This window comes from Desulfogranum marinum (assembly GCF_963675105.2).
GTDB classification, from domain to species: domain Bacteria; phylum Desulfobacterota; class Desulfobulbia; order Desulfobulbales; family Desulfobulbaceae; genus Desulfogranum; species Desulfogranum marinum.
Genome location: NZ_CAXXRO010000004.1, coordinates 62,604 through 77,649 on the forward strand (window position 1 = coordinate 62,604; position 15,046 = coordinate 77,649).

Annotated in this window: 11 protein-coding genes; 3 read left to right on the forward strand and 8 right to left on the reverse strand. The window is 48.6% G+C overall.

The features are described from left to right. Positions 1-55 precede the first annotated feature (55 nt). The 4 genes from ACHZCY_RS09090 to ychF all read right to left on the reverse strand — a co-directional run bounded on the left by ACHZCY_RS09090 (position 56) and on the right by ychF (position 4,641). A complete protein-coding gene (locus ACHZCY_RS09090) occupies positions 56-994 on the reverse strand; it encodes a PSP1 domain-containing protein (RefSeq protein ID WP_319548673.1) in 939 nt (312 codons plus the stop codon). A 433-nt stretch (positions 995-1,427) separates the two neighbouring features. Beyond that, entirely contained in the window at positions 1,428-2,402 is a 975-nt protein-coding gene (holB, locus tag ACHZCY_RS09095) for a DNA polymerase III subunit delta' (protein WP_319548674.1), read from the reverse strand. 44 nt (positions 2,403-2,446) lie between these two features. Beyond that, positions 2,447-3,529 carry a 3'-5' exoribonuclease YhaM family protein gene (locus ACHZCY_RS09100; protein WP_319548675.1) on the reverse strand — a complete coding sequence of 361 codons (1,083 nt, stop codon included), beginning with the start codon at positions 3,527-3,529 and terminating at the stop codon, positions 2,447-2,449. Positions 3,530-3,543: 14 nt separating this feature from the next. Continuing rightward, positions 3,544-4,641, reverse strand: a complete 1,098-nt coding sequence (ychF, locus tag ACHZCY_RS09105) for a redox-regulated ATPase YchF (RefSeq protein ID WP_205224318.1) — start codon at positions 4,639-4,641, stop codon at positions 3,544-3,546. Between the two features lie 530 nt (positions 4,642-5,171). Between ychF and ACHZCY_RS09110 the strand changes: the two genes are divergently transcribed. Together ACHZCY_RS09110 and ACHZCY_RS09115 are read left to right on the forward strand one after the other, a co-directional pair. Then, positions 5,172-6,533 carry an amidohydrolase gene (locus ACHZCY_RS09110; protein ID WP_319548676.1) on the forward strand — a complete coding sequence of 454 codons (1,362 nt, stop codon included), beginning with the start codon at positions 5,172-5,174 and terminating at the stop codon, positions 6,531-6,533. 58 nt (positions 6,534-6,591) lie between these two features. Next, positions 6,592-8,673, forward strand: coding sequence for a fibronectin type III domain-containing protein (locus ACHZCY_RS09115; protein ID WP_319548677.1), 2,082 nt, complete (start codon positions 6,592-6,594; stop codon positions 8,671-8,673). Between the two features lie 122 nt (positions 8,674-8,795). Here the strand turns inward: ACHZCY_RS09115 and ACHZCY_RS09120 are convergent, their stop codons facing one another. Genes ACHZCY_RS09120 through ACHZCY_RS09130 form a run of 3 tightly spaced genes read right to left on the reverse strand, consistent with a single transcriptional unit; the run spans position 8,796 to position 11,177 of the window. Next, positions 8,796-9,662, reverse strand: coding sequence for a deoxyribonuclease IV (locus ACHZCY_RS09120; RefSeq protein ID WP_319548678.1), 867 nt, complete (start codon positions 9,660-9,662; stop codon positions 8,796-8,798). Positions 9,663-9,673: 11 nt separating this feature from the next. Beyond that, on the reverse strand, positions 9,674-10,426 hold the full coding sequence (surE, locus tag ACHZCY_RS09125; protein ID WP_319548679.1) for a 5'/3'-nucleotidase SurE: 753 nt from the start codon (positions 10,424-10,426) through the stop codon (positions 9,674-9,676). 4 nt (positions 10,427-10,430) lie between these two features. Further along, positions 10,431-11,177 carry a DUF1499 domain-containing protein gene (locus ACHZCY_RS09130; protein WP_319548680.1) on the reverse strand — a complete coding sequence of 249 codons (747 nt, stop codon included), beginning with the start codon at positions 11,175-11,177 and terminating at the stop codon, positions 10,431-10,433. A gap of 482 nt (positions 11,178-11,659) precedes the next feature. Here ACHZCY_RS09130 and ACHZCY_RS09135 point away from each other — a divergent pair, with 482 nt between their 5' ends. Next, positions 11,660-12,964, forward strand: coding sequence for an HD-GYP domain-containing protein (locus ACHZCY_RS09135; protein ID WP_319548681.1), 1,305 nt, complete (start codon positions 11,660-11,662; stop codon positions 12,962-12,964). Between the two features lie 160 nt (positions 12,965-13,124). On the opposite strand, the gene ACHZCY_RS09140 is transcribed toward ACHZCY_RS09135, so the two are convergent. Further along, positions 13,125-14,954 (reverse strand): M48 family metallopeptidase, encoded by a 1,830-nt coding sequence (locus ACHZCY_RS09140; RefSeq protein ID WP_319548682.1) that lies wholly within the window; start codon positions 14,952-14,954, stop codon positions 13,125-13,127. Positions 14,955-15,046 lie beyond the last annotated feature (92 nt).

Sequence of the window (15,046 nt, forward strand, 5' to 3'; positions counted from 1 at the left end):
ATAAATGGCTGAGTTTGATGGGTAATCAGATTTCAATTAGACAGAGCTGACTTCCCTATTCCTTTTTTTCTGTCTTCGTCGGCGTTCCCTTCTTTGCTTGGGTCTTCCGAGGCGAAGGCTTTTGAATCAATTCTGCCGCCCGCCATTCCTCTTCTTCAAAATGGCGTTCTTCGCCCCTGGAATTCAACGCAAGCAGTGATCCGGACAAAGGGATTTGCCGTATAATTTTATACACTTCTCCATCAAAACGAATAGATCTGCCTGCTCGAGGCATGCCTCGCTTCATGTTGCGGTAGTTATCGTATTCATAAGTGAGACAGCAGAGAAGTCGATTGCAGACGCCGGAAATCTTTGCCGGATTCAAGGGCAGGTCTTGGGTTTTCGCCATCTTTATCGATACAGATTCAAACTTCTTGAGAAAGCTTGAGCAGCACAGTTCACGACCGCACGATCCAAGCCCGCCGATCATCTGAGTCTCGTGGCGAACACCAATTTGGCGCATCTCGACCCTGGTTCGGTATTCCTGGACAAGCACCTTGACCAACTCTCTGAAATCCACCCGATTTTCGGCGGTAAAATAGAAGATAATCTTGGAACCATTAAAAAACCGCTCAACCCGCACTAATTGCATTGGCAGATCAAGGGCTGTTACCTGCTTTTGACAAAAAGCAAAAGCATCCTTTTCCAAATACGCCAGTTGCTCATATTCCTCTGCTTCTTCTGCAGATGCGTGACGAAAAATGCTGTACGTCACAGGACGCCCAAGAGCTTTATTGACCAGACCGGCAGCTTTTCCCACCACTATCGCCGGTTCGTTGCCATGCTCGGTCTTGACAATGACAATATGCCCATGCTCCAGGTCATGCAGCTCGGTATCTGCCGTGAATTCCTGCCCTTGCTGACGAAAACGAATCCGATAATAGGAAGGTTGATCTACGGGTGCGAGATCCTGTTCCGCTGATGGCGGGTCGTGCTGTTCTTGAAAATCAGCCATAATATGGAGTTAGAAACCGATAAAATTGATGGCACCGTATAAACTTCTGCCTACTGCTTAGTGACATTTTTGATGGCATTCGACATACCCGGTGTATGCCATCACACCATAAAAAATTCTGATTACCCATGAAACTCAGCCAATTATTTACCGAAACAGACAGGGGACTGATTTTATTCCTCTTTTAAACCCGGGAGACAGATTAATTTTCATAAAAAAACCATGAAAAAAAATCAGTCCCCTACCTAAGTACCGAGAAATTTAGCACGCTGCTAAACCTTTACGTTAACACCGATGGGCAGTTCAGATACTGAATATTTTCGTTAAACGATGGCCCCTAGTGAACGATTACCTAATATACCTACATTTTAACGTAGCCATTATTAGCAAATGATAAACTTTTCCAAACTCATCGAAATAGTATAAAAAACACTTACAACAAATCCAGCATCAAGACCTCGCACACCAGCCCCCGGTTACAGTTTCTGGTCAATGCTTTTTCCGCAAGGTCAACGGCGGTTATCTTAGCAGAAAGCTGATTCAAATTCCATAGTTCTCTTACCGCAGCCACCTCAGGTGAACAGCTCTGCTCATTTTTTCCTCCAGCCCTGACCATCATCACCTCTTTAAAAAAGAGACGAAACAATCGAAGCAGGACCGGCAAAGCCTCTTTCAAGACGCTAATTTTCCCGGCAAACGCAAGTGCATTTTCCACTCTCACCGCCTCATTAGGGTACGGTTGCCGTAGCCTGTCTACAAAGCGGGTGTATATTTCGAACAATCCTTCTGTTTCCAGACTCAGAGCCTGCCCGGGACAACCATCGGCAAGCGCGGCTAACATAAGCGCGTTCTCTGTTTCTAGTTCCGGACACTGGCTGGTGATAACCTTTGCCGCATCTGCAAGAGGCAAAGAAAAAAAGGGGACAACCTGGCATCGGGAGACAATGGTCGACAACAGTGCTTCCGCAGATGAACCAATCAAAATAAAAATATTATTCGGGGGCGGTTCTTCCAGCAGCTTGAGCAGGCTATTACCGGCCTCTCTGCGCATGGTATGCACATCTTCCAGGACAATAACCCGGTATCCATTCTCAAACGGGGAGAAAACCAACGCCTCTTTTAAGGCCCGAATCTGATCAATTTTAATCGCCGCACCCTGGGGCGTGATGCGAATATAATCAGGATGATTGCCGGAAAGCATTTTTGCACACCCCGGACAAACGCCGCAAGGCCGATCTCCCTGTTGAGACTCGCACAGGAGTATATCGGCCACAGCTGCAGCCATGGTCGCCTTTCCCACCCCGGTGGGACCGGAAAAAAGATACGCATGGCTAAGACGGCTGCCCGCCAAAGCTCTTCCTAACAGTCTTTTGGCTTTACTTTGCCCTCGGATTTGGTCAAATGCCATGATCAAATCACCGTAAGCCGGTTACAGCACCCCGCAGGGCCGCCTTAAAATAAAGACTGCTGCTTCTGCTTAGCTTGCCCATTACTCAGCCGTGTATATTTTCGAGGCGCTCCCTGTTTGCTCTGTCCGGATTGGGGTGCCATGGGCACATTTTGCTCTTCACCACGCCCCTGAAGATACAAAAATCTTTCCAATGGCCGCTGATAGGCAGTCCACTGCCAACCCGGCTCTTCCATCTTGTCACAGAGTTGCTCCATATAGTTCATCTTTGCATCCATATCATCAAGATGGTGGAGCAACATGGCTTCAGGAGTCATCGGCAATACAGGTGACCCGAATTCGAGTTGACCATGGTGACTAAGAATCAAATGGGTGACACGGTCAACCTTATCCCTGTCAAGGCCTTGGATATTTTCAGCAGCCCGCCTAACCATTTCCGCCCCCAATACCAAGTGACCAACCAATCGCCCCTGGTCTGTATAATCAAAAGGCACGGAGCCAAAATCAAACTCACTGATTTTGGCAATATCATGGAGCAGGGCACCGGCTACGAGCATATCACCATCAATCATGGGATAGTGCTCCGCCGTTTTGACAGCCATGCCGATTATGGAAAGGGTATGTTCCAGCAGACCGCCTATGTAGGCGTGGTGCATTTTTTTGGCAGCAGGCGCCCGTACAAACCGCTCAAGGGTCTCGCCTTGAAAAATTGCTTGCAACAGCTGCTGAAGCGGCGCATCTTGAACGCTGCCGATAACAGCTTGCAATTCAGCTTCCATTTCAGCCAAGGGTCGTTTGCTGGTGGGCATAAACTGTTCCAGCTGTACCTGCGCATCGTCAACATGCTGCAGAGAAGAGACTCCGAGCTGGAGCTGATCACGGTATGATTTGGCGGTAGCATTAACAAGGACAAAATCGCCTACATCAGCCTCTGCATCATAACGGACAGCATCATCCCACAACCTGGCCTCAATCTCCCCGGTCTTGTCCATCAAGGCCAGGGCAAGGTAAGGTTTTCCAGCCTTGGTTTCAGCAAGTGTTTTGCGGGAGAGAAGAAAAATATCACTCACCTGCTGTCCCTGCTGCAACTGAGCGATAAATATTTTTTTCAGTGAATTTTGACTCATTTTCTACGCAACCATCAGACATTAAAGAGGAAATGAACACAATCACCATCCTTAAAGACATATTCCTTGCCTTCAGAACGCATCACCCCTCTACTTCTGGCCTCTGCTTCAGTACGGCAAGCAACATAGTCGTCATAAGCGATGACCTCTGCTCGGATAAATCCTCGTTCAAAATCAGTATGGATTTTGCCTGCAGCCTGCGGCGCTTTGGTACCCTTGGTAATTGTCCACGCCCTTGTTTCCTTTTCGCCCACTGTAAAATAGGTGATCAGGTTTAACAAATCATAGCCGGCGTGAATCAATCGGTTCAGTCCAGGTTCTTCCAGGCCCAGATCACTCAAAAACTCCTGCTGCTCTTCCGGGTCCAGGAGACTCAGCTCCTGCTCAATTCCACCGGCAATCGTAACGATAGAGGCATTTTCTTCCTGGGCGGCTTTGGTTAATTCCTCTACATATTGATTGCCGCTGATCAAGTCATCCTCATTGACGTTTGCCACATAGAGAACGGGCTTGGTTGTCAGCAGACAAAGGTCGCGCAAGAGATTTTTCTCCACATCATTTTCCGGAGTAATAACTCTTGCAGGTTTGCCGTCATTGAACAGCCCTTGTAATTTTTCTAAAAATGCGACTTCAGCAATGGCCTGTTTGTCGCCTGACTTGGTCTGATTCCGTGCCTTGACCATGCGCTTTTCAACGGTTTCCATATCAGCCAGAATCAGCTCCATGGAAATGACCTCCATGTCACGCAAAGGATTTATATCGCCATCAACGTGCACAATATTGCCGTCTTCAAAGCAACGAACAACATGGAGGATGGCATCGACCTGACGAATATGCCCCAGGAACTGATTGCCCAGTCCTTCGCCTTGACTGGCCCCCTTCACCAAACCGGCGATGTCTACAAACTCCATCTGGGTCGGCACTTTACTTTTGGTTTTGGCCAGATCAGCCAAAATATCCAGGCGCTCATCAGGGACGGGGACAATCCCGACATTTGGTTCAATAGTACAAAAAGGATAGTTTTCCGCATCAATAGCTGCGGCTGTCAGCGCATTAAAAATAGTCGACTTACCAACATTCGGCAACCCGACAATACCACAACGAAACCCCATAAAACCCTCAATATATAGATAGAATAATGCTATAATTAACTCGACAACTTTTCCAGCACGCGGCATAAGGGATATCACCTTGCCACCTTGCGGTTAACTCGAGTATAGTCTTTTTAAAAACGTAACTACTCACAGGCACCTCATCTTCGGACGGTCACGATCTCCCGCATAGATAGGCTACCGGAGTCTTCGCTTACCTGCGAAATATCGTGCCTGTCCAAATATGAGGCACCTGTAAGCAGTTACAGATTTCAACTATGATAAATCAAAGAGTTATCAACTCCGTGAGTAGTTACATAAAAACAAATGAAAAATCTGCCACCTGTGATACACATCTCTTATGCGTTTTGCAAGCAGTTATGAGACAAAGCGCTACATATAATGAGTCTGTTGATTTACTAGAATTTTCGTTCAAGGTCGAGGCATGTTAAAAAAAATAACCACAGGCATATAATGGATATTCCGAGGATTATTTTTTTTAACATAACGAAGAGATTGGGCGAAAAGGCAGTAAATCAACGGCTCATATAATGCAGCATACGTTAGAGGCGCAGATAACAAAAAAATTACACCCAACGACCTTCTTTATGACCATTGATCTCCTTATTAAAAATTGTCACCTTGTCCCGGATCCGGCAAAAAACGAATCAATCCCCCATGGATTTATCGCCATTAAAGATGAGCGTATCGTGCAGACCGGTCCCATGGATCAATGCCCGGAACCAGACAAGGGGACAGTCATAGACGGACAAGGACATCTGGCCATGTCCGGGTTGGTCAATGGGCATTGTCACGCGCCGATGACGCTTTTTCGAGGCATGGCGGACGACCTCGTTCTTTCGTCCTGGCTTAATGAGCATATTTTCCCGGCCGAAGCCAAACACGTGAGCCCTGAAATGGCTTATTGGTGCAGCAAACTCGCAGCAGCTGAAATGCTTCTCAGCGGGACAACGACCGTGGCAGACGCCTACTTTTTTGAAGAGGAAGTCAGCCAGGCCTTTCTTGAAACAGGAATACGGGCTATGCCTGCCCAGGCTATCATTGATTTTCCAGCCCCTGGAGTACCTGATCCTGCAAAGGCATTGCACGTAGCCGAAGCCTTTATCGACAGCTGGACAGGAAAAACGCCACTGATAACCCCAGCACTTTTTGCCCACTCCCCCTATACATGCTGTACAGAAACCCTTGTCCACGCCAAAAAGCTGGCCCGACAAAAAAAGGTTCCTTTTTTTATGCATCTTGCGGAAACAGCCGACGAGATACAACACATTCATCAGGAGCAGGGCGCGACACCAGTCCAGCACCTTGAGGCCATCGGCGTCCTGGACACCCACACAGTCTGTGTCCACGCTGTATGGGTCAATGCAAAGGATATCGACATCCTGGACACACATGGATGCAGCGTGATCAGCTGTCCACAAAGCAACCTCAAGCTTGCCTCAGGAATTGCGCCTGTACCGCTGATGCTGAAAAAAGGCATGCGGGTAGGGCTTGGTACTGACGGATGCGCCTCCAACAACACCCTTGATATGTTTCGCGAAATGGACATCTGCGCCAAGATTCAAAAACTACCTGCACTTGATCCGGTCGGCACCCCTGCAGAAAACATTCTTCATGCAGCAACCATTGGCGGCGCTCAGGCCCTGGGCATGGCCGACGATATCGGCGCACTGATTCCCGGCAACATTGCTGATATCATCCTGCTCGACATCCAGAATCCCCAGCTTCAGCCATTCTACACCGCCAACACCCTTGTTTACAGTGGCAGTGCCTCCACTGTCCGTTCGGTTATTGTTCATGGACAGCTCGTTGTCCACAACAGGGAACTCCTAACCTTTGACCTCAATGAAACCAAAAAACATGTGCGAACGCTTGCCGAGCAAATTAAATAACCGCAGACGACACCATTTCCATCGCAACCCTACCAGGCGGTATTACCGGCAGAGAGGTTTGTTCAAAGGCATATGCCTCATCACGTTGACCCTCTTGCTGCATGTTTTTTATCCGGCACACGCATTAGCAGAACCCGACCTTAAGCCAACCATCGACATAACTATCCAACCTGCTGCCAAATCGGCACTTTTCCATAAAGTAGCCATTCTCCCTTTCACCGGCAGCTACCCGGCACGTCAAGAATTACGTTCTTTTTTCCATACCCGGCTTGACCAAACAAATAAATATCCACTCATGGCAACCAGCCAGACTGACTTCCTGCTCGACAAAGCAGGAGACAACACCACAAAGAAAAGCGTACAACTTTCTGTGGTCGAAACAGGGAAAAAGCTGCAAAGCAGAGGCATTATCACCGGCTCAATCAGCCCCCCCCGGTCATCTTCAGAAAATAAAGCTGCTGCTGACAACCACTATCGAATCCTCATTACCCTGTGGGACATCCAAACCGCAAAACCTGCGTGGAAGGTTACCATAAAAATCCCCTACACCGCAGATACGCCGCCACCGGATAACGCCGCTTTTACCGATGCGCTCGAACAAGCCACCGAGCTTTTATTGGATCGCCTTGTCCGCATGGGAGCGATCTACACACCCGGAATTCCTGCTCCCATAGTTGCCTCCAAACAAGGGGACATACGAAAAATACAAGTAGTTATCCAGCCGGCACCTCAATCCATCCACACTCGCTACCAGCTGCTTCGCGCAAAAGCTGCTACCGATATATTCTCCCCTGTAGGCCAACCAAGTCCCAATAATACCTCCCCGTTAATCCTGGAAGACGAAAACCTCGAGGATGCCTCCACCTACTGGTACACAGTTATCGGGTACAACAACGACGGGCTTGCAAGCATACCAGGCCAACCTTTTCCAATTACGACCAAAGGCAAGCCCCAGGCTGTTCCAGAGGTTAAGGCTACGGGAAACGGTCTGCGCCAGGTTCCCCTTTCGTGGGAGCGTGCACAGGATCTCGATGTCACTGGCTATGTCATCTATCGAAAGACCAAAGAGGCCGAGACCTTTACTAAAATCGCAGCAATTGATGATCGCGACCGACAAAGTTACCTGGACCGCGGCAGTGCTAACTCATATGAACGCTATGGAAAACTTGCTGACAACACCGAATATTTTTACATGATCCGCAGCAGGAACAAGGTCAAGGTCGAAAGTGAAGATTCCCCTGTTGTTTCAGCGGTAACCAAAGGTGCGCCCGCCCCACCCTCCCAACTGACAGCTATTGATAACCAGCCGCGCAGGGTTTCTCTATCATGGAAAGAGGACAGCGATCCACATACTCGAGGCTACGCTCTGTTCAGAGCCACTAACACAAACGGTCCTTTTTCCCAGATCGATTTTATAGATGGGCGGCAGAGCAAAGAAACAGTTGACCAGGGTTCTTTCGGCAGCCCGCTACAGGACAACACTCGCTATTACTACAAACTGCAGGCTGTTAATGTGGTGGATAACCACTCACAGGATTCAAAAATTGCTGCAGCCACAACCAAGCCCGTCCCCAAGGCCGTAAAAGCCTTGGCCCTCTCTCAAAATCTTGTCAAAAAAGCCGAAATCGGATGGCAGCCGAATCCAGAAAAAGACATTTACCAGTATGAAATTTTTCGTGGCAACCAGGCAGACAATATATCAAAAAAAGTAGCCACGATCCCTGCCGGTCGATACAAATTTACAGATACCGGGCTTGCCGACGGTCGCACCTACTGGTACGCAATCCGCGCCATTGACCGCGACAGTCTCAAAGGTACATTTTCCGCCCCTATTAAAAAGACGACCAAGCCACGACCAGCACCTCCTACCAGTCTCCAAGCCTCTGCCAATGGGCAAAGCATCCTGCTTACCTGGGACAAAAACAGCGAACCGGATATTGTGTACTACAAGGTAATGACTGTCGGATTTCTCGACAAAGAGATCGGACGCACCTTTACCAATCGGTTTCTTTTCAGGCAAGATATCCAGGCAGACAGGGAATACAGGTTTCAAATAGTGGCAGTAGACAAAGACGAGCTGGAGAGTGGGAATTCAACAATCGTCTCCATCCGCACCCCTCCCGTTGGCGGAGAAAAGTAACCAGACATAGGAGAGCTGTGCACTTCAACCGTTAGTTCAAATTCTCATTAACTTTTTGATTTCAAACTCAATGAAAAGTCTGTTTTTTTTCTTTAAATCAAAAAGTTCCCCCTTCGGGTTACTCATCGGCTGGCCTGCGTAATAAGTGAGCGCAGCAGCTGCAGGTTTTCCTTATCCTCTTTCAGGTCTTTGCCTTTGGGCGTTTCCAGAGTCATCGGCAGGTCCTTGAACCTGGCATCATTGACGAGCTGACGAAATCCCTCCAGTCCAATACACCCCTTGCCGATATGCTCATGGCGATCGACCCTGCTGCCGCATTCCTTTTTCGAATCATTGAGATGGAAAAAATAAACATGTTCCAGCCCCACGGCATCCTCCAGCGCTGCAAATGTTTGCTGGTAGCTCGCAGCATCACGCAAATCGTAACCAGCGGCAAAGATGTGGCAGGTATCAACACAAACCCCCAGGTGAGCCCCATACCGACTGCGTTGCAACAGCCAGCCCAGTTCCTCAAATCTGCTTCCCAGCCCTGTTCCCTGCCCTGCAGTGGTTTCAAGCAGCAACCTTGTTTTATGACCGGCAATGTCTGCCTCCACAAACGCAGCATCAAGATTCTTCGCCACATTTTCCAGGCCCTGCTCAACCCCGTCACCACCATGGCTGCCGGGATGAATAACAACATATTCTACGCCCAACTGCCGGCACCGGAGCAGTTCCGCAGCCAGCGCCTTGACCGCTCGTTCAGCTTTTGCAGCATCAGAGCTGGCAAGATTAATCAGATAAGAAGCGTGGGAAGCGACCGGCATCCAACCGGTTTTTTCCCAGGCGCTACGGAACAAGGCGATTTCCTCCTTTTGCATTGGCGGTGCCTGCCACTGCCTTTGATTGCGGGTAAAAATCTGCAACGCCTCCCCCCCGACTTCTACAATCCGGTCAAACGCCAGCTGAATCCCCCCAGCTACCGATTCATGGGCTCCCAATAACGGCATTCGCTCCTCTCCTACATTTTCCAACGTTGCTCAAGGTAATCCAGGCCGCTGTGGTTGGTCACATCCAACTGAATCGGCGTCACTGAAATGTATCCCTGACGGACCGCCTGCTCATCGGTGTTACTTCCTCCTGACCAGTGCACCGTTCCCCCACCGATCCAGTAATGTTTCCTCCCCCCTGGATCAAACGTTTCCTGGATAGCATCCTTATACACTCTTCGCCCCTGACAGGTAAAACGTATCCCATGTATTTTATCCGCCGTAAGAGGCGGAACATTAATATTAAGTAAACTCCCGGGAGGCAGTTTAAAGGCAAGCGCCATAGAGGCAAGCTTCCAGGCAACCCCTGCAGCAACCTCAAAATCAAACGGCTGCCCCCCTCCCAGGGAAAACGCCAGAGAGGGGATATCGTACATGGTGCCTTCAATGGCTGCGGAAACGGTCCCGGAATAACTGATGTCATCCCCAAGATTGGCCCCGGGATTAATACCGGAAACGATCAATGCCGGTCGCCTGTCCAATATCTTGTTCAAGGCTATGGTTACACAGTCTGTCGGAGTCCCATCAAGAGTATAAATGTGCTCGTCCAGCCGCACCACCCGTAGCGGTCTATTCATGGTGATCGAATGACTCACCGCCGAATTGTCGCGTTCCGGTGCAACCACTACCGCCTCACCCAGCGTGGCGACAGCGTCGTGCAATGCCTGCAAACCGGGTGCATGCACTCCGTCATCATTGGTGACTAAAATAAGAGGTTTGGTCATTCTTTCACTCTGCCAATTCGTTTTCCACGATTGTTAACAAATCCTTTACCCGTGCCGCATTCTTGCCAAAATCACTCACACCAACCCTGGAAGCAGACCGAATATCAACCCGACTACCAGCTGCTGTTGCGGTGACCCGTATAACCACGTCATCTATAAATCGAAAAAAGGCAGTTACGCTTACAGCTTCAATCCGCCCTTTACCTGGGTCTTGCTCGACAATTCGCCACCCTTTTTCCTGCACCGCCTTGAGACAAGCAGCATACACTATGTCGGTCCCCTTAGTGCTCATCAAGGGCACAATCTCAGGATATGCAGCAGCCTGTTGCTCAGCAACGACCTGCCCAGCGTACTGAGCACTGTTTTCCCCCTGCCGGCGCTCTTGTGCAAGCACTGTAAAAGCAGGCGGATTACCAGTATCTGTTGTTATATCGTGGATCGGCGGCACCCCCTTGCTTTTCACCCCCAAGACCAGGATAGCCATTACCGGCAACAGAGAAAGGCCAACCGCTAAAAAAGCACTTCTCCCCCCTGCCTGTCGCCCTCTTTTAAACTGCAGATACACAAAAAGCAGACTGAAAAAACCTATGCTTGCCATGATCAGGCTTGCGATGGCGACACTTATAAGCGCTGTGCGCCAGGGAAGGAATGCATATCTTAACCCGGCAAAACAGAAAAATATTCCGACCAGTAACACGCACTGGCACGCCACCAGCCAATGCCCCCGCGACCTGCCGTTATTCTCAACCATTTTATCCACCTTTGAACTCATTATTTATCTGATTATCCATGAAACTCAGCCGTTTTTTTTGGACTCGGGAGACAGATCGGAGTCTTCGCTTACCTAAATTTCTCAGTACTGAGGTAGGGGACTGATCGAAGTCTACGCTATCTTTTTTTCATGGTTTTTTATGAAAATTAGATAGCGTAGACTTCGATCTGTCTCCCGGATTTAAAGAGAAATAATATCAGTCCCCTGTCTGTTTCGGTAGATAATTGGCTGAGTTTTGTACGTAATCAGAATTATTTATGACGGCATCGTAAAAATTCTGATTTCCTGCGCTTGCCATCTATGTCACGGACACAGGAGCTGTATCGAAAAAAATGTTGTTTTCTTGCAACCAGATCTTTCGCTAACTATAATCCATACTAAAAGGGCCTTCGTGTACAAACGTACAGGCAACCAATTCAGAACACTATAATCGCATTGCAACGCGCCAGACCCACCAAAAAATGATCGAAAACAAAGGCTCAATCATTCTTAAATCCGTCAATACGGATACAGCTCAAGGCGAAATTACTGCCTATCTCCGAAAATACGCCAAAAATATCCCGAGTGACGAAATCCCCGAACTACTGCAGGAGCTGCCGGTTGTTTTAGCCAGAAATGTTCCCGAACTCACTGCCAGAAGAGTGATGGCAGAGATGCGCAGACTCAGTGCCGACCTGACCTTTATCCCAGCCAGACAAGAACAACAAAAAGATACACAGGACAAAGAGCAACACGGACAAAAAGCCGACCAACGATCGCTGCCTGCAACACCCAAGCCCTCATTAAGGCAAATAACAACAAGGTTCAACCAACTTCTTTCGGCTGACAGCAAAAAAAAATGCACAGAGTCGCTGATAATCCTCTCCATGCTCGGCATTGCGTGGTTGCTCAACTACACTGTGGCTTCGCAATACTTACTGCTTGGTTTTTACAGCCTTCCCCCTGTGATAGCGGCCTATTTTTTCGGCAGGCGCCATGCCGTGCTGACAGCCTTTGCAAGCATTTTACTGGTCAGCCTGATCTACGTCATAAACCCTTCCAGGTTCACAGGATCCGACGTTGTCGGTCTGGGCGGAGTCGATCAGTGGTACCACCTTGCCTGCTGGGGTTGTTTTCTGCTTATAACAGCCTATACCATGGGAAGTCTTTACGAAAAAATCCAGGAGAAAATAGCTGAACTGCGGCACACCTACCAGGGGATACTTTTTATCCTCAGACACTTCATCTCCCAGGATGAGTACGCTGAAAACCACTGCTTCCGGGTTTCAATCTATGCAGTGAAAATCGCATCAACCATGGGGCTGCCTGAGGAGCAGCTCGAAGATATTCGCTCAGCCGCTCTTCTGCACGATCTTGGCAACCTGCAGATTAAACGGGAGATTTTAGAAAAGGCTTCAACCCTTATTCAAAAAAACGCGGACGACCCAATAAAACAGGTCGACAAAGAAACGGAAAATCTCCCAGACTGCTCCAGGGGACCACTGAAAAAAATCCTGCCCATGCTTATAGGCCAACGCCAAGGCTACCTTGCCAACCATCAAATACAAGAAAACCTGGAACAGGCCAGAGGTGCTTCAATCCTGGCCGTGGCAGACAGGTATGACAACCTGGTCCATGAAGAATTTCATGAAAAACCCAGTCCCGAGCAAAGCGCACGTGATGCAATTATCAGCGGTACAGGAAAAGAGTTTGACCCGGAAGTTGTTAAAGCCTTTGTAGCGGCCTTTGATAAAGGCGAGATGGTAATCCCGGATATTATTGTTTAAGAGTAACTATCCAGCAGCACCCCACGGAGTCTGCGCTTACCTCTGCGCACGATCAGGCAGGAAAACATAGCTGTACTATTGTTATCCAGCCTGCTTGCACGCATCTGGAGCACTGCTGAACAGTTACTGATCGAGGTTATGGAGTTATCTCGTGCCTGTGCTATAGATTCTTTGCCTTTTCCGTTTCTTCGCCCCAGCGGCTATTTTGAAAGCGCCGTATCTGCTCCAGATAATAGCGACGATTGCCAGGGTCCAACCGGATAGCGCGCACCTCGGTTTCTATGGCATTTTCGATCAGTCCGTTGGCCCAGAAAGCAGTAGCCAGTGTATCCAACACAAAGCCTTTTTCATCGAGCAACGCTGCTGTCCTCGCAAGCGTTAACGCCCTGACAGGATCACGCAGTTTTTTATCTTTTGCTGTGAGCAGCAGCCAGGCCAGGTTGTTATTGACCTCAACGCTGGTTGGTCTCAGTTTCACTGCTTGCTCATAGGCCTCCACAGCCTTACCTTCCATCTGCTCACTCTGCATCAAATCACCAAGCAAAACAGGCCACAAACTGTTGCCCGGCTCTTGACGAGACTTTTGGAGTAAAACAGCCTCAGCGTATTTCACTTCATAGCCGGCGGAAATTTTCTGCAAATCAAGCTGCTGCACAGAAAAAGACAACCCTGCTATACAACAAAAGTAGAACAGCAAAGAAGCATAGACCTTGCGATCCTGGCGACCAATGGCCTGCCTGTTCTGTTCACATTGCTCCAGAAAACCGATCCGTTCCCCAAGGCCGAAATGGTGCCAGTTCTTTTGCTCCCTTCTGGTACCGGTGAGTACTGCGATTTTTTCAAACGAAGAGATCAAATGAACCCCTGTACCCTGCGCACGAAAAACCGACGCATCTGCCTGCCGCTCAAAATTTCTGATAAAAAAACCAAAAATAAACCGAAAATAAACAATCAACAGTATCAAGAGCGGTATCGCGCCAAGAATACCCAGCAAGGTATCGGGAGCAAGGTTGACCTTACCGAGTAACCAGTAATAGGTATCACTGGACAGAATAAAATGAGGCATGGGCCTTGCCAATGCACCTGCAAGAACACTGAACCCAAGAAAGAGCAGCACATAAAGCACCAGGTGTTTATTTTTTACATGCCCTATCTCATGGGCCAATACACTCTCCAGCTCTTTTTCACTGAGTGCCTCCAGCAATGCAGGCGTTATCAGTAAATACCGAAACCCTGGGACAATCCCCATAATCCCGGCGGTGATCACCTGCCCTTCAAAAAGAGGCCAGCAAAGAATCTCGGAACTAAAGCCCTGGTCACGACAAAAAGCAACTATCTTGTCTCGCATCCGCCCCTCGGGCATGGGCCTGCAGTCCCATAATCTCCGTATCAGCGGTGGAAAAAAAAGAACCAGAAAAAACACAAAGACCGCAAAGAGAATCAAATCTCCCCACGGTGAAACCAAGATTTTTTTTAATCCTGGAAAGGGAAGCAAAACCAGGATATCAAAGGTAAAGGAAAGCAGCAGCCACGGCAAAACAATAGGCAGATTGATTTTCACGTTGCTCACCAAAAAGCCAAACGAGGTGTATTCGCGATGAAAGAGCTGCTGATAGAGAGGCCTCGCCCGATACCATATTACGCAGAACAAAAGAAAAAAAGCACCCAAGCCTCCCAGATTCTCTAAAACAGGCAATTTGCCGCCCAGAGACAACGGCTGCAAATAATACTTGAGGTCCAGCACATACACCCAGATGATAAAGCAAACAACTGCAACTATGGAAAGTTTTCGTTCGATGGAAAAATACCGAACCGCCTTTTCGGTTAGAGCCGAAGCGTATAACCTCCTTGCGACAAGACTGAAGCCTACCAGGAGTAAGGCAGAGGCTATAAATGCCCCCCACCAGGGGATCAGCGGGACCTCAACCGGTGTATTGGTGGAAAAAGTAAAGATGGCCACCAGGAAGTAAATAAGGTTATTGTAAAGCATCCAGATCCCTTGTCGTCGCTCTTTTTTCCGGTGCTAAAAGAAAAAAAGCTTGACGGAATTGTTTTTCTTGATAATATTGTTTGTTTACTGAC

What these genes read in the sequence shown, in the direction of transcription:
- ACHZCY_RS09135 (WP_319548681.1), top strand. Translation starts at nt 11,660, where the DNA reads ATGATCGAAAACAAAGGCTCAATCATTCTTAAATCCGTCAATACGGAT.
- ACHZCY_RS09120 (WP_319548678.1), bottom strand. Translation starts at nt 9,662, where the DNA reads ATGCCGTTATTGGGAGCCCATGAATCGGTAGCTGGGGGGATTCAGCTG.
- surE (WP_319548679.1), bottom strand. Translation starts at nt 10,426, where the DNA reads ATGACCAAACCTCTTATTTTAGTCACCAATGATGACGGAGTGCATGCA.
- ACHZCY_RS09090 (WP_319548673.1), bottom strand. Translation starts at nt 994, where the DNA reads ATGGCTGATTTTCAAGAACAGCACGACCCGCCATCAGCGGAACAGGAT.
- ACHZCY_RS09140 (WP_319548682.1), bottom strand. Translation starts at nt 14,954, where the DNA reads ATGCTTTACAATAACCTTATTTACTTCCTGGTGGCCATCTTTACTTTT.
- ychF (WP_205224318.1), bottom strand. Translation starts at nt 4,641, where the DNA reads ATGGGGTTTCGTTGTGGTATTGTCGGGTTGCCGAATGTTGGTAAGTCG.
- ACHZCY_RS09130 (WP_319548680.1), bottom strand. Translation starts at nt 11,177, where the DNA reads ATGGTTGAGAATAACGGCAGGTCGCGGGGGCATTGGCTGGTGGCGTGC.
- ACHZCY_RS09100 (WP_319548675.1), bottom strand. Translation starts at nt 3,529, where the DNA reads ATGAGTCAAAATTCACTGAAAAAAATATTTATCGCTCAGTTGCAGCAG.
- holB (WP_319548674.1), bottom strand. Translation starts at nt 2,402, where the DNA reads ATGGCATTTGACCAAATCCGAGGGCAAAGTAAAGCCAAAAGACTGTTA.
- ACHZCY_RS09110 (WP_319548676.1), top strand. Translation starts at nt 5,172, where the DNA reads ATGCAGCATACGTTAGAGGCGCAGATAACAAAAAAATTACACCCAACG.